The 23,134-nt window shown below is 48.4% G+C and carries 23 protein-coding genes, 2 pseudogenes and 1 other annotated feature; of the genes and pseudogenes, 18 read left to right on the top strand and 7 right to left on the bottom strand.

Annotated features, from left to right (window positions below):
• The 3 genes and pseudogenes from TES5_RS15460 to TES5_RS13885 form a co-directional block, all read left to right on the top strand.
• Positions 1–254, top strand: a 254-nt coding sequence (locus tag TES5_RS15460; RefSeq protein ID WP_198143368.1) for a hypothetical protein, incomplete at its 5' end; no start/stop codon positions are given.
• A gap of 358 nt (positions 255–612) precedes the next feature.
• Positions 613–978 (top strand): annotated as a pseudogene (locus TES5_RS15650) (helix-hairpin-helix domain-containing protein).
• Positions 979–1,072: 94 nt separating this feature from the next.
• Positions 1,073–1,666 carry a carboxymuconolactone decarboxylase family protein gene (locus TES5_RS13885; RefSeq protein WP_068562580.1) on the top strand — a complete coding sequence of 198 codons (594 nt, stop codon included), beginning with the start codon at positions 1,073–1,075 and terminating at the stop codon, positions 1,664–1,666.
• 116 nt (positions 1,667–1,782) lie between these two features.
• Here TES5_RS13885 and nadC read toward each other — a convergent pair whose 3' ends face one another.
• The 4 genes from nadC to TES5_RS13865 all read right to left on the bottom strand — a co-directional run bounded on the left by nadC (position 1,783) and on the right by TES5_RS13865 (position 6,055).
• Positions 1,783–2,619 (bottom strand): carboxylating nicotinate-nucleotide diphosphorylase, encoded by an 837-nt coding sequence (gene nadC / locus TES5_RS13880; RefSeq protein WP_068562579.1) that lies wholly within the window; start codon positions 2,617–2,619, stop codon positions 1,783–1,785.
• The gene (locus TES5_RS13875) at positions 2,609–3,889 is read right to left on the bottom strand and encodes an L-aspartate oxidase (RefSeq protein WP_068562578.1); all 1,281 of its coding nucleotides are present in this window, start codon (positions 3,887–3,889) and stop codon (positions 2,609–2,611) included. The genes nadC and TES5_RS13875 overlap by 11 nt, the downstream gene beginning before the upstream one ends.
• A complete protein-coding gene (nadA, locus tag TES5_RS13870; RefSeq protein ID WP_068562577.1) occupies positions 3,876–4,805 on the bottom strand; it encodes a quinolinate synthase NadA in 930 nt (309 codons plus the stop codon). Before nadA ends, TES5_RS13875 begins: the two co-directional genes overlap by 14 nt.
• 611 nt (positions 4,806–5,416) lie before the next feature.
• Positions 5,417–6,055: a ferritin-like domain-containing protein gene (locus TES5_RS13865; protein WP_068562576.1), complete on the bottom strand. Its 639-nt coding sequence runs from the start codon at positions 6,053–6,055 to the stop codon at positions 5,417–5,419.
• A 336-nt stretch (positions 6,056–6,391) separates the two neighbouring features.
• Here TES5_RS13865 and TES5_RS13860 point away from each other — a divergent pair, with 336 nt between their 5' ends.
• The 5 genes from TES5_RS13860 to TES5_RS13840 all read left to right on the top strand — a co-directional run bounded on the left by TES5_RS13860 (position 6,392) and on the right by TES5_RS13840 (position 10,000).
• Positions 6,392–7,213, top strand: coding sequence for a tryptophan-rich sensory protein (locus tag TES5_RS13860; RefSeq protein ID WP_178137864.1), 822 nt, complete (start codon positions 6,392–6,394; stop codon positions 7,211–7,213).
• A 194-nt stretch (positions 7,214–7,407) separates the two neighbouring features.
• Positions 7,408–7,866: a GyrI-like domain-containing protein gene (locus TES5_RS13855; RefSeq protein ID WP_068562575.1), complete on the top strand. Its 459-nt coding sequence runs from the start codon at positions 7,408–7,410 to the stop codon at positions 7,864–7,866.
• 40 nt (positions 7,867–7,906) lie between these two features.
• A complete protein-coding gene (locus TES5_RS13850) occupies positions 7,907–8,317 on the top strand; it encodes a DUF5655 domain-containing protein (protein WP_083546569.1) in 411 nt (136 codons plus the stop codon).
• Between the two features lie 98 nt (positions 8,318–8,415).
• A complete protein-coding gene (locus TES5_RS13845; RefSeq protein ID WP_083546568.1) occupies positions 8,416–9,357 on the top strand; it encodes a prenyltransferase/squalene oxidase repeat-containing protein in 942 nt (313 codons plus the stop codon).
• A gap of 49 nt (positions 9,358–9,406) precedes the next feature.
• On the top strand, positions 9,407–10,000 hold the full coding sequence (locus tag TES5_RS13840; RefSeq protein ID WP_068562574.1) for a YdeI/OmpD-associated family protein: 594 nt from the start codon (positions 9,407–9,409) through the stop codon (positions 9,998–10,000).
• Positions 10,001–10,023: 23 nt separating this feature from the next.
• Here the strand turns inward: TES5_RS13840 and TES5_RS13835 are convergent, their stop codons facing one another.
• Positions 10,024–11,019: an MsnO8 family LLM class oxidoreductase gene (locus TES5_RS13835; protein WP_068562573.1), complete on the bottom strand. Its 996-nt coding sequence runs from the start codon at positions 11,017–11,019 to the stop codon at positions 10,024–10,026.
• A 130-nt stretch (positions 11,020–11,149) separates the two neighbouring features.
• Positions 11,150–11,935: an MFS transporter gene (locus TES5_RS13830; protein ID WP_068562572.1), complete on the bottom strand. Its 786-nt coding sequence runs from the start codon at positions 11,933–11,935 to the stop codon at positions 11,150–11,152.
• A 175-nt stretch (positions 11,936–12,110) separates the two neighbouring features.
• Here TES5_RS13830 and TES5_RS13825 point away from each other — a divergent pair, with 175 nt between their 5' ends.
• The 4 genes from TES5_RS13825 to TES5_RS13810 all read left to right on the top strand — a co-directional run bounded on the left by TES5_RS13825 (position 12,111) and on the right by TES5_RS13810 (position 14,282).
• On the top strand, positions 12,111–12,635 hold the full coding sequence (locus tag TES5_RS13825) for an SOUL family heme-binding protein (RefSeq protein WP_178137863.1): 525 nt from the start codon (positions 12,111–12,113) through the stop codon (positions 12,633–12,635).
• A 69-nt stretch (positions 12,636–12,704) separates the two neighbouring features.
• The gene (locus tag TES5_RS13820) at positions 12,705–13,265 is read left to right on the top strand and encodes a ribonuclease domain-containing protein (protein ID WP_068562570.1); all 561 of its coding nucleotides are present in this window, start codon (positions 12,705–12,707) and stop codon (positions 13,263–13,265) included.
• Between the two features lie 6 nt (positions 13,266–13,271).
• On the top strand, positions 13,272–13,556 hold the full coding sequence (locus TES5_RS13815) for a barstar family protein (RefSeq protein WP_068562582.1): 285 nt from the start codon (positions 13,272–13,274) through the stop codon (positions 13,554–13,556).
• Between the two features lie 189 nt (positions 13,557–13,745).
• Positions 13,746–14,282, top strand: a complete 537-nt coding sequence (locus TES5_RS13810) for a dihydrofolate reductase family protein (protein ID WP_068562569.1) — start codon at positions 13,746–13,748, stop codon at positions 14,280–14,282.
• A gap of 12 nt (positions 14,283–14,294) precedes the next feature.
• Here TES5_RS13810 and TES5_RS13805 read toward each other — a convergent pair whose 3' ends face one another.
• Positions 14,295–14,951, bottom strand: coding sequence for a DNA alkylation repair protein (locus TES5_RS13805; protein ID WP_068562568.1), 657 nt, complete (start codon positions 14,949–14,951; stop codon positions 14,295–14,297).
• 153 nt (positions 14,952–15,104) lie between these two features.
• Here TES5_RS13805 and TES5_RS13800 point away from each other — a divergent pair, with 153 nt between their 5' ends.
• The 6 genes and pseudogenes from TES5_RS13800 to tnpA all read left to right on the top strand — a co-directional run.
• Complete coding sequence (locus TES5_RS13800; RefSeq protein WP_157080419.1) at positions 15,105–15,815, top strand: alpha/beta fold hydrolase; 711 nt, start codon at positions 15,105–15,107, stop codon at positions 15,813–15,815.
• Positions 15,816–15,863: 48 nt separating this feature from the next.
• Positions 15,864–16,475 carry a GNAT family N-acetyltransferase gene (locus tag TES5_RS13795; RefSeq protein WP_068562566.1) on the top strand — a complete coding sequence of 204 codons (612 nt, stop codon included), beginning with the start codon at positions 15,864–15,866 and terminating at the stop codon, positions 16,473–16,475.
• A 64-nt stretch (positions 16,476–16,539) separates the two neighbouring features.
• Positions 16,540–16,809 (top strand) — a binding site (T-box leader).
• A gap of 121 nt (positions 16,810–16,930) precedes the next feature.
• Complete coding sequence (gene argS, locus TES5_RS13785) at positions 16,931–18,628, top strand: arginine--tRNA ligase (protein WP_068562564.1); 1,698 nt, start codon at positions 16,931–16,933, stop codon at positions 18,626–18,628.
• A gap of 542 nt (positions 18,629–19,170) precedes the next feature.
• A pseudogene (locus TES5_RS13780) lies at positions 19,171–20,700 on the top strand (ClC family H(+)/Cl(-) exchange transporter).
• Positions 20,701–21,007: 307 nt separating this feature from the next.
• Entirely contained in the window at positions 21,008–22,408 is a 1,401-nt protein-coding gene (locus TES5_RS13775; RefSeq protein WP_068562563.1) for an ISLre2 family transposase, read from the top strand.
• A gap of 361 nt (positions 22,409–22,769) precedes the next feature.
• A partial coding sequence (gene tnpA / locus TES5_RS13770) for an IS200/IS605 family transposase (protein ID WP_068562581.1) occupies positions 22,770–23,134 on the top strand: 365 nt, incomplete at its 3' end.

Here is a 23,134-nt window from a genome sequence, read left to right as displayed (position 1 = left end):
TAAATGATACGTATATCAAAAAGACACGTGATGAACGTACGACCTTTGTTGCCGGGCAGCTTGTCCAACGGGATCTGTACAGTGCGTTCCTCCTGAAAAACAGCCAACCGACACGCAACGAGACTGACCGCACAAAATGTAGCGCGACGTTTGCTACCTTCATGGCGCACCACGACACCTGCATACAGACGCTCTGCCAATCAACCGGACGCCAGTCCTGCAATTTCGGACTGCGAGATTTTCAATTAGCTTAACAAATGGATAGAGCAAGCAAAAGGTTCAGCTGTGAGCCTTCAACGCGAATGGTACCATCGGGCGCCTTGTTGAGAAAGTTTAAGGGCTTTTGGGAATAGAACGGAAATAGAAAAACGACATCTCCACTTTTTTGGAAATATCGCCAGTACGGTCCGTGACGTCCCAACAGCCCTTGGACCCCCCTGGATTTATCCATGGGGAGCAGTCAGAAAAACAATACAGGATTTTTTGATACGATTTACAATGACGGTGTATATTGGATGTGTAGAGGAAATACAATTTGTTGCTGCTTTGCCTATTTTTGAATGACATGCTACAGCCGGACAGGTTGGGCGTCCACCAGAAAGCTTCTGATGGATGCCCAACCTGTCCGTTTTTTGCGTCGTCAGCCAAGAATGCCATTATTGGCAATCGCCGGCGACAAGGACTACAATGATTTTGAGGAAAAAGAAGTCAAAGCGAGGGGGAAATCAGATGAAAGAACTGCAGCAAATTCCCGGCATCGGTCCGAAGATGGCGGCAACACTCGTCTCATTAGGCATAAATACAGTCGCTGACCTGCGCGACAAGAATCCGTAGGAACTTTATGAGCGTTTGAACAGGATAACCGGGCAGCGGCAAGATCCCTGCGTATTGTACACTTTCCGCTGCGCCGTCTATTATGCGACCGAACCGAATCCGGATCCGGAAAAATTGAAGTGGTGGAACTGGAAAAATGGATAGGTCAGCCAAACCGTCTTCTTTACTATCTATACCTATAGGGGTATAATTATTTTTAACAAATCTGGAGAAGCCCTACAGAGTAAAGGAGATAATAATGGCGCAGGAATTTTACAAGAAAATATACACGGTGCGGGAATTTTATACGATTTTGTATGAAGGGGTCCGTACAATGAAATACATGATCAAGGCAAAAAAGAAAAAAGAATTGAGTTCGGAATTCATCGAGAGGATCATGTTGGGCGTGACGGAAGTCAATGGTTGCGAAGTTTGTTCCTATGCCCACACGAAAATGGCGCTCGAGCAGGGGATAGCTGCGGAAGAAATCAAGCAATTGTTGGCCGGATCCGTTGACGAAATCCCTGTTGAGGAAATGCCGGCGTATCTTTTCGCCCAACATTATGCCGACCGGAGAGGGTATCCGACCGAAGAATCCTGGGATCGGATCGTCGCTCTTTATGGGGAAGACAAGGCCAAAGGGATTTTGGGTGCCATCCGGGCCATCATGGTCGGCAATGCGCATGGGATCGCGTTCAGTGCTTTCTTGAGTCGTTTGAAAGGCAAAGCTGTCAAAAAGAGCAGTCTGTTGTATGAAATCACAATGATGTTGAGCATCATCGTCTATCTGCCGTTGACTTTGATCCATGCTCTAATCGACGGCCTGTTCAAGAAACCTGTCATCAGTTTCTGAGGATGCACTTGAACTAAAATCATTCTGTTTGTGGATAACGAAAAAAATGAGCTGTGGAAAACCATTACTAATGGCTTTTCCACAGCTTATTTGCGTTTAAATGGTATAACTTTCCGTCAGATCCGTTCCAGGTTCTTCAGCGACAGATCTAGGATTGCTGAAGAGTGGGTCAGCGCTCCTGATGAAAGGTAATCCACACCGGTGTCGCGCAAGATGGCGATGTTTTCAGCGGTAAGATTGCCGGAGCATTCCACCAAGGCGCGCCCGTCAATCAAACGGACGGCTTCCTTCATATCCGCCGGGGTCATATTGTCCAGCATGATGATGTCGGCTCTCGCTTCGAGGGCCTCTTTGACCATATCCAAGTTTTCCACTTCGACTTCGATCTTATGCACAAAAGAGGCATATTCCCGCGCAGCAGCAACAGCCTGCTTGATGCCGCCCGCCGCAGCGATGTGGTTGTCCTTCAGCATGACGCCGTCTGACAGGCTGAAACGGTGGTTGTGACCGCCGCCGACTTTTACGGCATACTTCTCGAAAATTCGGTTGTTCGGTGTCGTCTTGCGGGTGTCCAGCAGCGTGATGCCGCTCCCCTCCAGCAAGTCGACGATCTCGCGGGTATGTGTGGCGATGCCGCTCATGCGCTGGAGATAATTCAGGGCGGTGCGTTCGCCGGACAGGATGACGCGGATGTCACCGATGACTTCAGCCAAAAGTTCTCCTGATTGGACAGCGTCTCCATCCTGACAATGGAAAATCACTTCGGTCTTGTCGTCGAGGAGGGCGAAGGTCCTGGCGAAGACATCCAGCCCCGCGATGATGCCGTCCTGTTTGCACAACAGCTCGGCTTTGCCTTTCGTGTAGTCTGTGAAGATGGCGTTGATTGAGATATCCTCAGTAGGGATGTCTTCCTGCAGCGCCGCCAAAATCAGGCGATCCCGATTACTTTGCATGAGCTTCCTCCTCGATTCCGATTTCTTCCAATAGTTTTCTGTTTGCTTCCTTTAGGCCCGCTTCGATGGAGCGGGCATCAGGTTCGGGAAACGGATAAGGAAGAGCGCACTGGAATGACTCATCGATGGCTTGGGCGGCGCGCTTGCTGAACACCAAACTTTCCAACAGCGAGTTGCTCGCCAGGCGGTTCTTTCCATGGACGCCGTTGCAGCTCGTTTCTCCGGCTGCGTAAAGGTTCGCCAACGAAGTTTTGCTATTCAGATCGACTGCGATGCCGCCCATGAAGTAATGCTGGGCGGGCACGATCGGGATGTAATCTTCAACCAAATCATAGCCTTCCTGCAGGCAGTGGGCATGGATGCCCGGAAACCTTCCGGCGATCGATCCTTCTACGTGGCCTTTCAGGAGCATCCGGACATAGGGCAAGCGGTCCTTTTCCATTTGGGTATAGATTGCTTTCGTCAACAAGTCACGCGGCAACAGTTCATCAGCGAAACGTTGGCCGTCTTTGCCTACGAGGATGGCGCCTTCCCCACGCAGCGATTCCGACATCAGGAAAGCTCTGCCCGAACGTCCGGTATACAACGAAGTCGGATGGATCTGGACATAATCCAGGTCCTTGACGCGGATACCGTGCTTCAGCGCGATGGCGATGGCGTCGCCTGTCAAATGTGCGAAGTTGGTCGTTTTGCTGAACAGGCCGCCGATGCCACCGGTGGCGAGCAGCGTGGACTGTGCATAAACGTTGGATAACTTTCCGGCCTGATCACGGAGCACCGCGCCATGGCAACGGTCGCCGGCAACCAAAAGATCGACAAGCGTGCTGTTCTCAAGGATGCTCACATTTTTCAGCTCTTTCACCCGTGCGATCAGTTTGCTGTTGATTTCCTTGCCGGTCATATCTTTGCAGTGCAGGATCCGGGCTCGGGAGTGAGCGCCTTCTTTGGTATAGGAGAAACCGGCTCCCTTTTTGTCGAAGGCAACGCCCAAATCGATCAGATCGTCAATGATTTCTTGTGATTGATTGATCATGGTTGCGACTGCCGCTTCATTATTTTCGTAGTGGCCAGCACGCAAAGTGTCCTCCAGGAAAGGCTCGAAATCCATTTCGTCGCGCTGGACGCAGATGCCGCCTTGGGCAAGGAAGGAATCGTTATCTTCCAAAGTTCCTTTGGTGACGATCAGGATTTGTTTGTCGCTGCTGAGATTGAGGGCTGCAAACAGTCCGGCGACCCCCGTTCCGATGATAAGGACATCATAGTTGCGCATAAGTGTTCACCTCGGCTAAATCCATCATCCGTTCCAACGGCTGCATGCCTTTCTTGCGCAATGATTCATCCATTTCCACAGCAGGTTCGAAAGTTTCCAGAGCATAGATGATTTTCTCGACCGTGTTCAGCTTCATGTCGGGACAGACCTGACCGACGGAAGGGGCATGAAAGCTTTTGCCTGGGGACCGTTTTTCCATCTCATGGATGACGCCGATTTCCGTGCAGATGATGAAATCTTGGGAGAGGCTCTTTTCGGTATAGGCGACGAGGTCCGATGTGCTGCCGACGAAGTCCGCCAAATCAAGGATTTCCTCCTTGCATTCGGGATGCGCCAAGATTTCGGCTTGCGGAAGGTCGCGTCTCATCTTCAGGACATCGACAACGCGGATACTGGTATGGATCGGACAGTAGCCGTCATTGAAGAGGAACGTCTTCTCGGGAAGCTGATGGGAAATGTATCTGCCCAGGTGCTCGTCGGGAATGAAATAGATATAGCGGTTGGAAAGGGCGGCGATGACATTTTTCGCATTGGATGAGGTGACGCAAACATCGGCGTGTGCCTTGATTTCGGCTGTGGAGTTGATGTAGCAGACGACAGCCACGTCTTCGTAAGTCTCGCGGATTTTTTGGATGTCGCGGATTTTGACCATGTGGGCCATCGGACAATCCGGCTTCAGGTCGGGCATCAGGACGACTTTATCCGGATTCAGCATCTTCGCGCTTTCGCCCATGAAGGCGACGCCGCAGAAAACAATCACTTTTTCCGTGACCTGTGCTGCAATTTTGCTCAAATAGTACGAATCCCCGATAAAGTCTGCGATATCTTGAACGGCCCCAGGAACGTAGTAGTGTGCGAGAATGACGGCATCTTTTTCTGCTTTCAGTTGCAATATTCTTTCCGTAAGTTCATCCATTTGTGCGTCCCCTTTTTTAATGATAGTTTAATGAAAACGACTATATCACGTAACATTACACGTGTCAAGACACCTGTTGAATGTGGAAAGGAAGCCTAACTTCGGTGAAGGAAGGCTTCGCCGGAGTTCGGGGACCATTCCTGTTGCGTACTCCGATGAGTTTAGCTTCGTCGTAGTTGCAGTCGAAGGTTACCGATGTCCTCCGGTGAGCGTACCCGTCACCGGAGCTGTGCAATGTTTTTCAGTTTTCTTCCGGACGGAGAGCACCACGTTCGTATGCACAACGAAGAAGAGGCTGTCTTTGGATGGTAATGCCATTAACTCAAGCGATTGACAAGTAAGAGAGAGGAATGCTCAGCGCGGTAGCCATTACTGTCGAATAGGTGAGGTAGATTCGACAATTTGACACCAGATTGGACCGAGATTGTCGAATGCCGAGAAACTTTCGACAATTTGACATCCTGTCGGACCGAAACTGTCGAATATCTGTGGAACATTCAACAATTTAGCCCTGCAGTCAAGAAAAAGCGAGAATGCATCATGCATCCTCGCTTTTTTACAGTTGCTAAGTTGCTTAAATTAATGACATTACTCTGGATAAGTATTTCTTATCAATATTTTTCGAGACTCTTATTGAACGCCTGCAGATGTCCTTCCGAAGCGTTACGCAAAGCCGTGAAGGTTGCACGAACGTCATCCGGGATGTCTTGTTCGAGGAATTTGTTGTACATCGCGATGTTGTCCACTTCCCCTGTGGCGCAGTTATCCAGTGCCTCTCTTACATCCGCCGCACGTTGGATGTGATCGGCTGATTCGTCAGCCGGAATCGCCAAATTGTATTTTTCGAACAGAACAGTCATTTCGGTGATGTGCTGAGCTTCAGAAGAAATGATGTTGTTGAACGGAGCTTGATCTCCGAAGGTTTCCAGTACGTAGGTATATTCTCCGTGGGCCAAGTATTCATCTTGGATGGCGTACGTGAACATCTCTTCCATCGTCAGATTGTTGTCCGCCAAGGCGCCAACTGCACCATAGATATAGGGTGTTTCAAGCGATGCGCTTTCTTCCATGTCGCCTTCTGCGCTGTCTTCCATCATGGATTCATCTTGTTCGGAACTACTTTCGATCATTTCCGATGAGCCGACTGCTGAAGAATCATTTGTCGCGGTATCTTCGTCCGCGGAACAACCGACCAACAGTAATAGACTCAACAACGCGGCGGAACCGTAGAGTTTCTTCTTGCTGTTCATTTTTTTTTCGTCCTTTCATACAAACGCTGCACGATTGAATGGGGAAGGGAATTTGAAAAGGTGGTCGACGTTTTTGAATGATGAATGGGAAGGATGAACGAAGAATGAAGAACTTGTCACCATTAAGGTACGCCTCACTCAAAAAAATGTCAAAAAATTGGACCTGTTCGGAAGAAAAATTAACCTCTCCCACGAAACCGCAATATTTGCATAGGTTCACTATTTTAGGTATTATTGATTTAGAATAATAATTTATTTATAGTGAATAATTTTGTGCATCAAGCTATCTACATGCAATTATTTATATCAGGAAAAATGGAAGAGGAGGAAACAAATATGGAAACAAAAGCAGAAACGAGACAACTGGAAACACCCATCAAAATCACCGTCGCTGTAACGTATCTGATTATGGTTATCGTCAACGCTTTGGCAAACATCCTTCCGATCAACGGGATCGATACAGGTGCGATATCGGATTCCTATCCGAACCTGTTTGCGCCTGCTGGATTGACGTTTTCGATTTGGGGCGTCATCTATTTGTTGCTGTTGGGCTATACGCTTTACCAATTCGGTTTGTTCCAAGGGGATAAGAGCAAGGTGAAGACGGAATTGTTGCGTAAAATCGGTATCGTCTTTTCGGCCAGTTCAGTAGTCAACGCTGCTTGGATCTTCAGTTGGCATTACCGCATGATCGGCCTGTCGGTGATCTTGATGCTGGTGATTCTGCTTAGCCTGATCTACATCAACCAGTTGATCCTGAAGGAAAAACTCGATCAGAAAGAAAAACTGTTCATCCGTCTTCCGTTCAGCGTCTATTTCGGCTGGATCACGGTGGCAACGATTGCGAACATCACGACGCTGCTGGTCGACATCGGCTGGAATGGCTTCGGAATTTCTGAGTCGATTTGGACAATACTGATCATCGTAATCGGGCTTGTGATCGGAGCCGTCACGATGATCCGCAACCATGACATCGCCTACGGGCTGGTGATCATCTGGGCTTATGCGGGCATCCTGATCAAGCACATGTCCCAGGACGGCTTTGCCGGGCAATACACCGGCATCATCATGACCGTCATCGCTTGTATCGTACTGATGGGCGTGGCGATCGGCTACGTGCTTTTCGCGAAGAGACAAGCGCCGCCCAGTTTGAAATGATGACAATTTTAATAAAGTTATAGTTTGATTGACTTGAAACAGGTCCCGGCAACGATTCGACTGAATTGGCGCCGGGACTTGTTTTTGTGCCATTTCAGACCCTTTATGCTGCTATCGTATTGATGGTCGTGCGGATGCGGAAGTGATAAAATAAGCATGAGACAATGGGCTTCAAAAAAGGAGACGTGTATAAAATGAGCTTTGTGATTGAAATGGTGGAAACACAGGAACAACCGACTTTGGTTTTGAAAACGGTTACTCCGGTAAGCGAGCTTCCGAAAATATTGGGGAAGGCCTTCATGGACATCGTCACGCACATCATTGAATTGGGTGAACAACCGGTTGGACCAGCTTTCGTCGGCTATTTCAACATGGATATGGAAAGGCTCGAACTGGAAATCGGTTTTCCTGTATCCAAACCACTGCCTGGCAAAGGCGATATCCTTGCAGGAAACATCCCTGCCGGCAAACAGGTCAGCTGCATATACAAAGGTCCTTATATGGAGATGCCGCCTGCTTATGAGGAAATTGAGAAATGGATCAAAGATAATGGCTACAAACCGCTTGGTCCCGTCTATGAGCATTATTACAATTCGCCTGAGGAAGTACCCGAAAGCGAACTGCTGACGAAAATTGTATTCCTGGTGGAGTGAGCATACGCCAATTCCTATTTCAAAAAATGAGGCGATACCTATGACAGATGTAATGATCAACAAAGAAGTGGAAGTATTTTTTACCGGAAAACCTGAAACGAGAGCATTGTTCAGGGCTGTGGAAAGGAAAATCCGGGCAATCGGACCCGCCATCATCACGGTGACAAAGACCCAGATTTCCTTCGCTACAAGAACGCAATTCGCCTGGATCTGGATGCCGCAGCCTACAGACAGAAAGCGACCGCTGCACAGTTTGGTGCTGAGCTTCGGCTGCGGGCGCCAAATTGTGCATGATCAGATTGTCGAAGCGGTCGAACCGTACCCCGGCAGATGGACGCACCACGTCATCATTGCGGAGGAAGCTGATCTGACGGATGTCTTGGATACTTGGCTACAGGAAGCGTATCGGTTTTCTGAAACACGGGGGCGACAGCAATCTTCAAAGATATAGGCAACTGAAAAGCAACCGTTGTGGATCGATTTTGTCGACAAAGTAAGTGAAGTTGATCGAACGGACACTGCCGGAGCAGGTTGAAAAAGGAAGGGCCGATGGAAATGAATAGGGCGGAAATCATCGCGTGGCTTCTGGAAGGCGATCCAGCCATCCAATATCAGACAAGGTGCGATCTGTTGCATGAGGATTCTGCGGTATTGTCCGACTTGAAAAACAGGATAGCCGAGGCGGGTTGGGGCCGTGCTTTTCTGAAACGACAACAGCCTGACGGGCATTGGGGCCGCGCGTTCTATCAACCGAAATGGACGAGCAGCCATTACACCTTGGTGGATCTGCGCAACCTCTGCATCCCGGCAACACCAGAAATCAAGAAGGCGTTGGCGCTCATCCTTGCCACTTCAATAGGGCCTGATGGTGGCATTAATCCGTCAAAGGATATCGAGCAGAGTGATGTCTGCATCAACGGGATGTTCCTGAACTATGGTTGTTATTTCGGGACGGATGAGGAAAAGCTCAGGTCGGTGGTCGATTTCATCATTAGCCAGCAGCTGGCCGATGGCGGCTTCAATTGTCGCCTGAACCGATCTGGTGCCCGTTACAGTTCGATGCATTCCACGACCAGCGTCCTGGAGGGCATCCGTGAGTACATCGCTGCCGGTTATACCTTCAGGGCGGAAGAGTTGAATCGGATTGAAGGAGAGGCACAGGAATTCCTTCTGCGGCATCGGCTGTTTAAATCCGACCATACCGGCGCAGTCATCCATCCGAGCTTTTTGAAATTGGTATACCCGCCGCGTTGGCGCTATGATATTTTGCGCGCGCTCGATTATTTTCAAAGTGTCGGTTATCCGTATGATGAAAGGCTGCAGGATGCTTTGGACATTCTGAAGGAAAAGCGACTGTCGGACGGACGCTGGAAAACGCAGGCCCATCATCCCGGCGAAGTGCATTTTCAGATGGAACAGGCCGGAAAGCCAAGCCGCTGGAATACGCTCAGATGCCTGCGAGTACTGGAATATTATGACAGGGATGCATGATGCTTTTAAAGAGCATCATGCATCCCCTGAAATGGAAGGAGAGCTAGTTATGACGGAATCCGGATTTCCCGAGGAGTGGCTCAGTTTGCGTAATCCTCAGGAATGGCATGACTGGCTGGTGCAAAAGCATGATCAAAAGGATCAGATTTGGCTAAAAATCAAAAAATCCCACACTAAAGGCGAGGGGATCCGGCTCGCAGAAGCGGTCGAAGAGGCGCTCTGTTTCGGCTGGATCGACGGTAAGATGTACAGTCTGGATAAGGAAAGCTTCATCATCCGCATGACTCCTCGCAGGCCAGGGAGCGTGTGGTCGCTGGTCAACCGCAAACGTGCCGAAGCTTTGATGGCGGCAGGAAGGATGACTGAAGCCGGTTTGGCGGCAATCCAAGCAGCGAAGACCAACGGAAAATGGCAAGCAGCGTATTCCTCTAAGGAAGTCCCGGAGCTGCCCGAGGAACTGGAGCAGGCATTCAAGGATGATCCGTTAGCCCGCGCGTGTTTCGAAGGCTGGCCGACCGGTGAAAAGGCCCACTATCTTTTCTGGATCGCACACGCAAAACGTCCCGATTCCCGGAAAAAAAGGATTGCCGAAACGTTGGAACGGGCACAAGCCAAAAAAAAGCCATCCCCTTTAAGAGGATGACCGAGCTTGATGCGGTAGACAGTCTACAGCAGTTCCTGCGCCAACAAGGAATAGGTTTTGAGCCGCGCCTTTTGGGAATGCGGCATGCTGATGATCATCGCTTCGTCGAAACCGTATTGTTCCTGCAGATTCAGCAATGTTTCTCCGGCTTCTTTCGCGGTCCCGATAATATGCGTCTTGCGGATGTCGTTGATAAGCTGCTTCTCGATTTCCGTCAGCGGGTAAGCGGCGGCTTGTTCCGGGGTCATCAGGTGGTTGCGCATCATTCCGCGGAAAAGCTGCATCTTGAAGATTGCATACGGCAACTCTTCGTAGAGCGCTTCTTCGCGCGTATCCGCGACGATGGCATGGAAAGCGACGCTGATCTGTTTTTCGGGTATGGCTGCGGATGGGACAAAATTCTTCTTGTAGAGGTCGAAAATACTTTTATCAAGCGTCCCGGTGAAGAACTGCGCGAATGAATAGCCGACGCCCATTCTGCCGGCCTGCACAGCACTGTTTCCGCTCGAACCCAATAACCAGGTCTGCGGAACGGTCACGTCTACAGGCGCCGCGGGAGTGTCCCGGTAAAGTGGATCCTGGGGTTTCCGGTCTTCCAAAAGATCCAATATCGTCCGCAGTTTTTCGTAATGATTCTCCAATTGGGGCGGGTTGCCTTGCGCTAATGCGTACATGGACTGACGATCGCCTCCGGGGGCACGGCCTACGCCCAAATCGATCCGACCGGGTGCAAAGCCGGACAGTGTTTTGAAGACTTCCGCGATTTTCAAAGGGGAGTAATGCATCATCATGACGCCTCCGGTTCCGACACGGATCCGATCCGTCGCGGCCGCGATGAAGGCGGCGATGATTTCGGGCGCGGCGCTCGCCATCAAATTGCTGCCGTGATGCTCGGCGAACCAAATGCGTTCGTACCCGAGGCTATCGCCTAAACGGGCGAGTTCTTTGGCGTTCTGCAGGGACTGCTCGGCGTTGCCGCCTGCTGTGATGTGGACTTGGTCCAAGATGCTGAGTTTCATAATTTCCTCCGATTCTTTATTCTGAATACATTTGTGCAAATGATTTCCAAATTATTGATAGATTGACTATAACAAACCCGGCCGCTTGGGACAAAGAATTGGCTTTTGAATTGTAAGCGGGATAGGGTGGTCACAAAAGAAAAGGAAGTGGCATGTGGATGATCGTGTTCAATCCGTCGATGTAAAAGAAATAGGCGATCAGGAACAAGAACATTTTCCTGTGGCTGCGGATCTGACGCAGTGTTTTCGATAGTCTGGCGAAACTGTCATGGATGATATGTTCGCTGGGCGGGAGGAAATAGCGCTGTTTCACATTACGCAGCATCGGAATCGTGAAGACGATCCACCAAAATGCCGTGAACAGGAAGGAGGCTTTGACGGCGGTGGTCCGGGAAATGCCGATGCTCTCGCCGAACATGATCAGCAGGATCGAAAGCACGAACGGAATCGTACTGCCGCCGATATAACCCAGCGCAAATCCGTAAGTGGAGACCCGATCCATTCGTTCATCGGTCGCGACATCCACCAAAAAAGCGTCATAGAAGATATTTGCTCCGGAAAAACCGATTGTCGTGAGCATATAGAAGGCAAGCAGCAGGCGCCAATCGTCCGTAAAGCTGAGCGCAGCCGTTGCAACAACACCGATCAAGAAGAAACTTTTGAACAGTCGCATTTTCCATTTCGGATAATCCCCGATCGTACCGAGGATCGGCGCGAATACGGCGATAGCCAAAGTTGCGGCAGAGGTTGCATAGCCCCAAAAAGAATCCGCCAAGTTCGGGGCGATTCCTTCCCCACTTGTGATCGACTTATAAAAAAGTGGCAAAATGACCGAGGAGATGATGACCGAATAGGCGGAATTGGCCCAATCATACATGATCCAACTTCTTTCCTGCAACGAAAAACTTTTCAGCATGGCTGCCTCCTCCGATCATAAAAGGTGATAACGCTCTCATTTGTTTATAATTTATTTATATCAGTTGTTGGCTGATATCACAAGCCCCAAGCCAGTCAAGCAGCCTATCTTTTCGGAAAAAAAGAAAATCATGGTAAAATTCAGCTATAGAGAACAGAATGGGGGAAGGGAAGTCATGGCCAAATATGAGCGCCCGGAATACACGGTCCTGCTGTCGGAGTATCCGTTCGAATTGAGGGAATACCGGGATTTCTACGTCGTGGAATACGACAATGCCGCTGATCCGGATGTGGACAGCGGGTTCGGCACCTTGTTCCGTTATATTTCAAAAGATAATCAAGCGGACCGAAAAATCAGCATGACTGTACCGGTTATCCAGGAAATGTCGGAAGAACGCACGAAGATGGCATTTGTTGTCCCTAAGACGGAATGGGAGGATATTCCGCAGCCCAACAGTCCTGCGCTGACCGTAAAAAAATTCGCCAACGGCCTTTTTGCGGTCATCCAATACGGCGGTTATTCGAATGATCGCAAAGAACGGGACATGCTGGAGAAGCTAGCTCAGTGGCTGCAGGAGAAAAAGTACCAGCCAGCTTCGAATTATATGCTGGCGTCCTTCAACGCGCCGTTCGTGCCGCCGATGTTCCGGCACAACGAAATCATGGTGCGGGTCGGAACGGATCAACAGGATTCCGAGTAAATAATGGACAATCAGGTGTTCCTTTTGTATCGTATTCGAGAATAAACTTACCAAAAAGGGGACTAGTGCATGAAAAACTTAAAAAGCGGCTTGAAAGGCTTGTTCGCTTTATTGGCGATCATTCTGGCCGTATGGTTCAACGGCGTAGACTCGCTTTTCGAGGAACAAACATCCGATTCTTCGATCAGCATAGCCGCCAGTAGCTCGCAAACAATTGAAGAAGGTACCCAAGAAAGTGAAATACAGGAATCGACCGAAACGGCAATCAGCAGTGGCGTTTCGGAAGGACAGTCCTATTCGACGAAAAACGAAGTGGCGGCCTATATCCACCAGTTTAACGCACTGCCGCCCAACTATCTGACGAAGGACGAAGCTGAAGCATTGGGCTGGGACAACGCAGAGGGCAATTTGTGGGAAGTGACGGATGGGATGTCGATCGGTGGTGATTTCTTCGGCAATCGTGAGGGCTTGCTTCCGAAGAAATCGGGCAGGACCTATTACGAAGCCGACATCAATTACGACGGTGGCTACCGCGGGGCGGAGCGCATCGTGTACTCGAATGACGGACTGATCTTTTACACGGATGATCATTACGAGTCGTTCGAGCAGCTGTACGGGGAGGGGGATTGATTGAAGATGGAAATCATCCGTTTGGAAGGCAGGGAAATGACCGGCCGAAAAGCAACGCATGCCTATCTGAAAAAGAAATTGCACCTCCCCGAATATTACGGCAATAACCTGGATGCCTTATGGGATTGTCTGACGACGGATTATTCCGGCAAAATGATCATCCTGCATGATCCGCAAATGGTGCATAACCAACTCGGCGATTATGGGGATTCCCTGGTTAGCCTGTTAAAGGAAGTTGCTGCGACCAATTCCGCTATCCGTTTGATCCTGGCTTATCCGCTCCGAAGCTGATTCAGATCAACGAGCTAGGCAATAAATGATTGTCAACCAAAAAATCGCGGCCCACGCAAAAAAAGACGATTCGCTCAGAATCGTCTTTTTTTGCGGTTTTGTCAATTTCCGAACGAAAAATTCTTTCTTTGATTGTCAACCAAGCGTATAGTTGACTGTATGGGGTAGACAAGTCAATGAGGTGATCAAATGGGAAAAAGAAAAGTCAGAGTCTATATCGCAGCCAGTCTGGATGGATATATCGCGCATTCGGATGGAGATATCGATTGGCTTGATAGTGTCGCCAGACCGGATGAAGATTATGGCTATGCCGCTTTTATTGAAACGATCGACACAGTCATCATGGGCCGGAAGACATACGAAAAAGTGTTGTCTTTCGGCGGGGAATTCCCGCATGCAGACCGGGACTGTTATGTCCTTTCACGGACGGAGCGTCCTTCTGAGGGGCAAATACATTTTTACAGCGGATCTCTCGACAATCTGTTGGACCAAATCCGGAGCAGACCCGGCAAAGACATCTTTATCGATGGCGGGTCCGAAGCAATCGACTTATTCCGTGAGAAAGGGCTGATCGACAGTTATACTGTATCCATCATCCCGATTTTGTTGGGTGAAGGGATTCCGTTATTTAAAGAAAGCAAGAAGGAGCACCCATTGAAATTAGTTGAAGCAACCACGTTCGATTCCGGCTTGGTGCAGCTCAACTATGAGCCGGCCAAGATATAGAAGCCTAAATGATCAGACATATTTGCTGCCTTCGCGGATGCTCAAACTGGACAGATCATCCTTATGTGCGGAAATGAATGCGCGCACCCAATCGGGATTCGTTTTGCTGAAATCGCGCAAGCTCCAACCGATAGCTTTATTGATGAAGAATTCCTTTTGGTTCAGATTATTTTTGATGATTTCTTCCAATAACACGGCGTCCGTCTTGGATTTGAAGCCGAGTTGATGATCGATTGCGACCCGACGAAGCCAGATGTCATCAGCCACGCTCCATTCCAACAGGATCGGCTTGCATTCCGGATAGCGTTGGACGATCAATCCGACAACGCCATCCAGGCCATCGACGGTATCCCACCAAGATTTTGTCTGGATGTATTGTTTCAATTTCGGCAAGTTTTCCGGAACGAGGCAATCCTGAATCGCCAGTAAATAATCGACGCCGGCATACTGGAATTCACGTTCTTCACGCTTGAAGCACTGGTCGACGAAATCGAAGTCGACGATTTTTTCTTTTTTTGCGGTTGCAAAAATTTTTTTATAGGCTGCTTTCCGCGGAGCCGATGCGATGCCCAGGAACGGGAATTGATTCCGCATATAGGCCGACATCTGGGGAGCACGTTTTTCATCGCGCAAAGCCAGCAAAGATTCAAAAATACCATCATACCACATGTTTTTTACCCGCCTTTCTGAGGTGGATACAACTTATAAGCCACTCATCATGATTACTTTAGAACAGTTTCAGGAAAAGTGCAAACATGATTCAAAGGAGGAAATTATGGAAAAAATAGAAAATTCAGCTGGATCCGAAAAGTACTGATCGGATTGGCCATAAGTATTATGATTGCAGCAGGTGCATTCTTTTGGTATGTGAATGACTATTATCAGGCAACGGTGGAGGCTGTTGAGGCGCTGCAGTCGGATGAGTCGATCACTGTTACGGAGACCGATGATACGATCACCTTTACTCCGAATGGAAAAGATCCGGAAGAAGGGGTTATCTTTTATCCGGGCGGAAAGGTGGAAGCGGAAGCCTATGCACCTTTGCTGCGTAGCTTGGCCGAAGCGGATTTATTGGTGGTCATCGCCAAGATGCCGTTCCATTTGGCGGTTTTTGACGCGGACGCGGCCGAAGCAATCATGGAACAGGAAGTTAGTGTGCAGGATTGGTATCTTGCCGGTCATTCTTTGGGCGGTGTCATGGCCTCCAATTTTGCGGCCGATCAAACTGATGAAGTCGCCGGCTTGATTTTCTTAGCAGCCTATCCATCCAATGATTTGACTGATGCGCCGTTTTCTGCGCTCTCCATCTATGGTTCGGAGGATGAAGTTTTGAGCCGTGAAAGCTACGATAAAGCGCAAGCGAAGTTGCCGGATGACTATACGGAAATCGTGCTGGATGGCGGTAATCATGGCCAATTCGGCGATTACGGCCCGCAGGAGGGCGATGGGACGGCATCCTTCAGCGCCAATCAGCAGCAACAGCAGACGGTCGAGGCCATCACAGCATTCATCGGAAACAGCCACCAGCAATAATGCAGCGGATTAAACAGTACGTGAGATTTGCATGAAGGGAAGACAAATATGACAGAAATAACGATGGTGAAAATGAGTGATTTATCAGAAACACAAAAAGAGGATGTCAGAAAAATTTTTGTCAGCAGCTACTATAAGGACATGAAGACGTTGCATCGCGACACCGATCGCCTGCTTGGCGGATTCCGCAGGCTGCTGCAGGAGGACTTGATCCGAGTTGCGATGGACGGGGAGCGCCCGGTCGCGATGGTGGGCTGTTCGACCAACCAGCGTCGTGCGATGGAAGTCAACAAAGAGGATTTCCTGGCTAATTTCGGATTTCTCTGGGGACATGTCGGTTATTTCAGTTTTCGCAAAGAATACGGAGAGCCATTGGACATCGACGATGATACGCTCTATTTTGAATGTGTAGCGACCAACGAGGCAGACCGGTGCCAAGGTGTTGCCGGACGGATGCTGCTTAAGCTGATCGAAACGGAACCTTACGAAACCTTCGCCTTGGATGTCGTCGACAGTAACGGACGGGCTCAAAGTGTTTACGAAAGGATTGGCTTCCGCGAAGTGCATCGCAAAAAATCCTGGATCGGAAAAATTTTCATGGATTACTCGGAAAGCATCTGGATGAGCCGTCCGAAGCATTTGCCGAATCCATCGGAATGATGAGGAAGTCAAAAATTCAATTAGACAAACAGGGCCGGCTTTGATATAGTAATACAGATAGTAATCACATTCATTGATGAAGAAAGTACTTCGAGCAATGTTCACAGCGAGCGGGGAAGGTGGAAGCCCGCAACGGAGTGAAGAAGGAAACGCACTTCAGAGAAAATGACTTGAAAACAGGCGCGGTCCTCTGTTCAACGGACGGATCGGGAAAGAGTCTGCGAGTAGCGTCGTTCGGTTTAGCCCCGTTAACGGTTCAAAAGGATAAACTAATCAGAGCCCATCTGTGTTGCTTTATCGAATTAGAGTGGTACCACGGATGTTCGTCTCTATTTTGCCAGGGCAGAATAGGGGCTTTTTTTATCGTTATCGCAGATTTGCGGTACCTACTGGAAGATAAGTGATCCATTCACCGTGTGGATAGGCAGAGGCATATAATAAAGGAGCAGAAAAATATGGACTATAAAAAGATTGTTGCTGAAGAGATTCAAAAGCTGGTATCGGAGCATTTAACTTACGACCAAGTGTACCAATTGCTGGAAGTACCCAAATATACAGAACACGGGGACGTTGCATTTCCGGCATTCGCACTGGCGAAAGCATTGCGCAAAGCGCCGCAAGCTATCGCCGGAGATTTGGCGGCACAACTGAACCATCCTTATATTGAAAAGGTTGAGGCGGTCGGCCCGTACGTCAATCTGTTCCTTGAAAAAGCAGCGGTATCGAATGCGGTCTTGCATGAAATTGCTGCCGAGAAGCAAGCGTTCGGAACAGCCGATATCGGAAAAGGCGGCAACGTGCCGATCGATATGTCCTCGCCGAATATCGCGAAACCGATCTCGATGGGGCATTTGCGTTCTACGGTAATCGGAAATTCTTTGGCCAATATCATGAAGAAAGTCGGCTTCAACCCGATCAAAATCAACCACTTGGGCGACTGGGGAACGCAATTCGGCAAGTTGATCGTCGCCTACAAATTGTGGGGCAATGAGGAGAAAGTCAAAGCTGAGCCGATCAACGAATTGCTGACTCTGTACGTGCGTTTCCATTCGGAAGCAGAAACAGACGATACTTTGAACGACGAAGCCCGCGCCTGGTTCAAGAAATTGGAAGACGGCGATGCAGAAGCTCTGCATCTTTGGGAGTGGTTCCGTTCCGAATCGCTGCAGGAATTCATGAAAATCTACGATATGTTGGGGATCACGTTCGATTCCTTCAACGGCGAAGCTTTCTATAATGACAAGATGGATGAAGTCGTTGAGCTGCTGGACAAAGCCGGCATCCTGACCCAGGACCGCGGTGCAACCATCGTCGATCTGGAAAAATACAATCTGAATCCGGCTTTGATCAAGAAATCGGACGGCGCAACGCTGTACATCACCCGCGACTTGGCTGCGGCAATCTACCGCAAACGCAACTATGATTTTGCGATGTCCTTGTACGCAGTCGGCAATGAGCAAAGCAACCATTTCAAACAACTGAAAGCCGTTCTGAAAGAACTCGGCTATGATTGGGCAGAAAACATGCACCACATCCCATTCGGTCTGATCACACAAGGCGGCAAAAAATTGTCGACGCGCCAAGGGAAAGTCATCCTGCTTGAGGAAGTCCTGAATGAAGCGACCGAGCTTTCCTTGAAACAGATCAACGAGAAGAATCCGACATTGGAAAATAAAGAAGAAGTCGCCAAAGCAGTCGGCATCGGTGCCGTCGTTTTCCACGACCTGAAAAATGACCGTCTGAACAATTTCGACTTCGATTTGGAAGAAGTCGTGCAATTCGAAGGCGAAACAGGCCCATACGTACAATATACAAACGCACGTGGCTTGAGCATCCTGCGCAAAGCGGCAGTTGAACTGGACACGACCGAAGCTGCTGATCTTGGTTTGGATGACGCGTACGCATGGGAAGTCGTGAAACTGTTGAACAGTTTCCCTGAAATCATCCAACAAGCCTACGAAAAATTCGAGCCATCCGTGATCGCGAAATACACGCTCCACTTGTCCCAAGCATTCAATAAATACTACGGCAACACAAAAGTGCTTGTCGAAGACGACAAACGCAACGCCCGTCTGGCTCTTGTACAATCCGTAGCCACAGTCCTGCAAGAAGGCCTAAGACTCCTAGGAGTCCAATCCCCAGAAAAAATGTAGAGCGAGATGAATCCCGCTCTAGGAATCGAGCACTAACGAAATTTAGGAACTGCCAGCCCGGTTTTGGCTGGATGGGCCTAAATAGCGTTAGGCACTCAAACGTCACAGTGCGACGTTTGAGGTCTTTCGCAATGTTTGTGCTGAACCTAATGACGCACCGTTTGTTAGGGATTCAGAGTTCGACTAAGTAGAGCGAGATGAAAAGCGTTTAGATACCCGGACGTTGGAGCAAATAACGAAGTGAACCTCTTTTGTTCACTACGTAAGGAGGCACTGTGACCGTACCGGTCAAGTGTATCATGTCTCTAAGCGATTAAAAATCGCAAGAGCCATGACAAAACGGGAGTGGTATCTGCTTTTCAGAACGCGTTTTCGTAGGATACGATGAATTGCTCACCCCCTGCAATTCAGAGTTCGACTATGTAGGATACGACAAAAACCAAAATCGCCTAAAATTATGCACATAGTTTTAGGTTTTTTGATTTTCATTGAACAATTAAAAAAGAAAGAAGGGATAATCCGTGGATATCTACAGGAAGCTCATGGCTGATGAACGTGTCATTTACCTCATGAAAGGAACCCTGGTGGGTTTATCAGCCGGTTTTATTGTTAGTCTATTCAGATTAGGCATTGAATTTATTTTAGAAACAGTGATCGAAGGCTATCATTTCATGCAGGAACAGCCAATCTGGCTCATCCCTTAGGTAATTTTTTCAGTGACAGCCGCGCTCATCGTCGGAAAACTTGTTAAAAGCGAACCTAACATCAAGGGCAGCGGCATTCCGCAAGTTGAAGGGCAAGTACAGGGGCTCATCAGCTTAAACTGGTGGCCAGTACTCTGGAAAAAATTCATCGGCGGTCTACTGGTGATCGGATCCGGCCTTTTTTTAGGAAGGGAGGGCCCGTCCATCCAACTGGGATCCGCAGTGGGGCAAGGCATCAGCAATCTCACAAAGGGGGATGATGTCGAAGAAAAAATCCTTCTTTCGAGCGGTGCCGGTGCCGGTTTGGCCGCAGCTTTCAATGCTCCTTTGGCAGGACTGATGTTTGTCCTGGAGGAGGTCCATCATAATTTTTCTCCCTTGTTGGCCATCACGACTTTCTCTTCGGCGCTTGTGGCAAATTTTGTATCCCTTAATATCTTCGGGTTGACTCCGGCGTTGGATATCGGCATGATGAACACGATCCCGATCGCCTAATATGGTTTGGTTATTGGTTTAGGCATCTTTCTGGGATTGAATGGCTGGCTCTACACCAAAGTAGTCTTGGTATTGCCTAAACTGTATGGCAGGTTGCCATTCATCCCAGCTCGGTATAATGCAATCTTGCCATTCCTACTGGTCATCCCGATCGGCTATTTTCTTCCCCAGGTCATCGGAGGAGGCAGCGAGCTGATCCTGCATTTGAGCAATTGGCAACTCTCCTTGGGGATGTTGCTCGGCTTATGGGTTTTGCGCTTTGTATTTTCGATGGTTTCCTATGGGGCGAATGTTCCCGGCGGTATTTTTCTGCCGATCTTATCCTTGGGGGCAATATTGGGCGCCATCTATGGGAAAGCAACGTTGTCTCTGTTTTCTTTCGATCCGCAATATTTGCCGCATTTTATCATTTTTGCGATGGCGGGTTATTTCACAGCCATCGGAAAAGCACCCTTGACCGCCATCATTTTGGTGACGGAGATGGTCGGCGGGATGAATCAGTTGATGCCTCTTGCCATTTGTTCATTCAGCGCCTTTGTCACTGCGAATCTGTTGGGAGTGGATCCTATCTATGAGAGCCTTTTGGAAATGCTGATCGCTTCACATGACAGCAAGCGCAATGGGAAAAAATATCTGTTTGATCTACCGGTCAGAGCTGAAAGTTATTTTTCCAGCAAAGAGATACGTGATGTCCGTTGGCCTGAGGATGTGTTGGTGATATCGATCCGAAGAGGCCAGCAGAATGTTGTGGCAACCGGGAAAACAGTTATGCAAACGGGCGATGTGCTGCATGTTTTGACGGATCTGGGCTTGGCCAAAACCGTTCAGGAAGAACTGAAGCAATTGGGAAAGAGGCAAATTTTCGACACTTGATCCATCGAGTGGGTTTTTTCTTGAAAATATGCTATCCTTATATTGAATTTTGTGAAAGTCGGTGCATCGTAAGCCTTGATAGAGGGGGTTTTGTAAAATGGGAAGAATTTCAGACATTACATTGACCAACCAGCCGGAACAGCGCATCATTTCCATCAAAACGGAAACAACGCTAAAAAATATGCAGACGAAGATCTAAGTGTATAATTTTTCTATGCAAAACTATTCTTTTGTTGAAATAGTCAAAAAGAAGACCTTACAATACAACTAAAGGTTGGTAGCCAATTTAGTGTAGAGGAAGGTCTTCATGGAAAAAATTATAGCAGAAATTCACCACATAATAAAGGATTCAAATCATGTGCTTGATGCAGAAACTACGCTTCAGGCTTATTTCTCAGATCTTGTAAGTCAACTCATGAAGGAGGCCTTAGAGGCCTTGGATAGCGAGTTGTACGTTCCGTTTAAAGCGGAAGGATGGCGTATCGCCAACAGGGATTCACGCACGATTACTTTCACATTCGGTACAGTCGAGTTTATGCGTAGACGTTTAAAGAAGAAAGGTGAAAAGAGCTTTTTCCCACTGGATAACATCTGTGGCTTCAATAAAAGCGAGCGCTACTCTACCCTTTTACAAAAGCAAGTGGCCGAACTTGTGACTGGCAGCGTCTACCGCGGTGTGGCCGAAGCCGTCACTAAACTGACTTCGTTCAGCATGAGCCATGGAACAGTGGGCAATATTGTGAAATCGGTAGGAGAAAAGCAAGCGCAGTGGGAGAAACAAAACTTAGAAGAATACGAAGTGGCCTTACCCGAAGAACAGAAAGAAGTACCTTTTCTCTTGGTAGAAGGCGATGGGATCGTCATAAAAGGCAAAGGGAAAAGAAAAGAAGAGATCCACCGAGTCCAAATAGCAGAAGGCGTCACAACAAGCGGGAAAAGAAAGAAACTGAAAAATCCCATATTTGTTTCATCATTGAAATCAGCGAAAGATGCCTGGGAGAAAGCAGCGGTTTATTTAGGGAGTCATTACGATCTCAAAAATACGGTAGTCATTTCGAACACCGATGGTGGCTCAGGTTATCGGGCAGAGGACTGTGCCTTGGCAATCGGTGTATGCAAAGAACATATCCACCAGTTGGATCGCTACCACGTTCACAGAAAGATTAAGAGTCGGCTTTCTTGGTGTCCAGAGATGGAACTGCCACTGAAAAAGGCCCTATGGTCCTATGATTGGGATTCGATTGCGATTGTATTGGATACGATTGAAAGTAAAATATCGCTAGAACAGGAGAAAGAGCAAAAAGAGGAATTGCGACTTCTTACAGCCTACCTAGAAAGAAACTGGACGTATCTTCGTCCGTTAAGAGAAATCGAATACTGCAAAGGAATCCAGGGGATTGGAAGCTGTGAAAGTAATCATCGCCCTTATAGCTATCGGATGAAAGGAAATGGGAAGTACTGGAGCCATGACGGCGCTCGGGCGATGGTCTCCATCATTGAAGGCAAGAAGATGGGAACCCTGGAAAAAGCGTTAACGGAGCCAATACGTATCGTTCCGGAAAGTTTAGCGACAAAACTGAAATTCGCAGTCAGAAATGCGTTAAAGAAACATTCCGGCAGAGAGCGGACACCCGCTAGACAGGCTGGTATACCAGCGATGAATGCGACCTGTAGCATGGGAATGATGAAGAAAATATTTGCGAGTTAATCAGGATTTTCTCCAAATCCTCCGGGAATACAGTGAATTACGCTTTTTGATTCACTGTATTCCCGGAGGGAAGGGCAAGCGACGCGCGCCGAAGCTTCAGGGACAATATTAAAATATTTTCAAATTGGCACTACAAGTAAGGTTTTTGAACTTTGCATAGAAAAGATTGACACATACGACGAAGATAGAGGACTGCCGCGAAAAAATCATGACCTATCTGAATTTGTTGGAAGAACTGCCTGCAGGACCCTGCCTCACGATTTATTACCGAAAGATCGTCGTAAAGCCCCTTGCTTTAGCTATGGGGATATAAGACGTGCACTCAGTTGTGTTATGTGGGAATTAGCTGTATAATCAATGTATGGAAAATAAAAAATATAACTCAAATCATAACATCACTTATTCTTGTACCTACCATGTTGTCTGGTGTCCAAAATATCGGCGAAAGGTCCTTGTCGGACCAGTAGCGGCACGCTTAAAGGAGCTCATTGTAGAAACGTGCACCGGTCTATCCGTCGAAATTCAGGAAATGGAGATCATGCCAGACCACGTTCACCTCCTATTGGATATAGATCCACAATTCGGGGTTCACAAAGCAGTCAAACGCATCAAGGGAGTTTCTTCCCGCGTGTTGAGAAAGGAGTTTAAGGAACTGACGACGAAGCTACCCACTCTTTGGTCGAATAGCTATTTCGTTTCCACAGTGGGTGGGGCACCGCTTGAAAT

Origin of the sequence: Trichococcus sp. ES5, assembly GCF_900067165.1 — a bacterium.
GTDB classification, from domain to species: Bacteria; Bacillota; Bacilli; order Lactobacillales; family Aerococcaceae; genus Trichococcus; species Trichococcus flocculiformis.
Note: the sequence above shows the minus strand (reverse complement) of the source record. Positions and strands in the feature narration are given on the sequence as shown.

Bases quoted from the DNA above. Each gene is read 5' to 3' on its own strand.
- TES5_RS13885 (WP_068562580.1), top strand. From the start codon at position 1,073: ATGGCGCAGGAATTTTACAAGAAAATATACACGGTGCGGGAATTTTAT.
- nadC (WP_068562579.1), bottom strand. From the start codon at position 2,619: ATGCAAAGTAATCGGGATCGCCTGATTTTGGCGGCGCTGCAGGAAGAC.
- TES5_RS13875 (WP_068562578.1), bottom strand. From the start codon at position 3,889: ATGCGCAACTATGATGTCCTTATCATCGGAACGGGGGTCGCCGGACTG.
- nadA (WP_068562577.1), bottom strand. From the start codon at position 4,805: ATGGATGAACTTACGGAAAGAATATTGCAACTGAAAGCAGAAAAAGAT.
- TES5_RS13865 (WP_068562576.1), bottom strand. From the start codon at position 6,055: ATGAACAGCAAGAAGAAACTCTACGGTTCCGCCGCGTTGTTGAGTCTA.
- TES5_RS13860 (WP_178137864.1), top strand. From the start codon at position 6,392: ATGGAAACAAAAGCAGAAACGAGACAACTGGAAACACCCATCAAAATC.
- TES5_RS13855 (WP_068562575.1), top strand. From the start codon at position 7,408: ATGAGCTTTGTGATTGAAATGGTGGAAACACAGGAACAACCGACTTTG.
- TES5_RS13850 (WP_083546569.1), top strand. From the start codon at position 7,907: ATGACAGATGTAATGATCAACAAAGAAGTGGAAGTATTTTTTACCGGA.
- TES5_RS13845 (WP_083546568.1), top strand. From the start codon at position 8,416: ATGGAAATGAATAGGGCGGAAATCATCGCGTGGCTTCTGGAAGGCGAT.
- TES5_RS13840 (WP_068562574.1), top strand. From the start codon at position 9,407: ATGACGGAATCCGGATTTCCCGAGGAGTGGCTCAGTTTGCGTAATCCT.
- TES5_RS13835 (WP_068562573.1), bottom strand. From the start codon at position 11,019: ATGAAACTCAGCATCTTGGACCAAGTCCACATCACAGCAGGCGGCAAC.
- TES5_RS13830 (WP_068562572.1), bottom strand. From the start codon at position 11,935: ATGCTGAAAAGTTTTTCGTTGCAGGAAAGAAGTTGGATCATGTATGAT.
- TES5_RS13825 (WP_178137863.1), top strand. From the start codon at position 12,111: ATGGCCAAATATGAGCGCCCGGAATACACGGTCCTGCTGTCGGAGTAT.
- TES5_RS13820 (WP_068562570.1), top strand. From the start codon at position 12,705: ATGAAAAACTTAAAAAGCGGCTTGAAAGGCTTGTTCGCTTTATTGGCG.
- TES5_RS13815 (WP_068562582.1), top strand. From the start codon at position 13,272: ATGGAAATCATCCGTTTGGAAGGCAGGGAAATGACCGGCCGAAAAGCA.
- TES5_RS13810 (WP_068562569.1), top strand. From the start codon at position 13,746: ATGGGAAAAAGAAAAGTCAGAGTCTATATCGCAGCCAGTCTGGATGGA.
- TES5_RS13805 (WP_068562568.1), bottom strand. From the start codon at position 14,951: ATGTGGTATGATGGTATTTTTGAATCTTTGCTGGCTTTGCGCGATGAA.
- TES5_RS13795 (WP_068562566.1), top strand. From the start codon at position 15,864: ATGACAGAAATAACGATGGTGAAAATGAGTGATTTATCAGAAACACAA.
- argS (WP_068562564.1), top strand. From the start codon at position 16,931: ATGGACTATAAAAAGATTGTTGCTGAAGAGATTCAAAAGCTGGTATCG.
- TES5_RS13775 (WP_068562563.1), top strand. From the start codon at position 21,008: ATGGAAAAAATTATAGCAGAAATTCACCACATAATAAAGGATTCAAAT.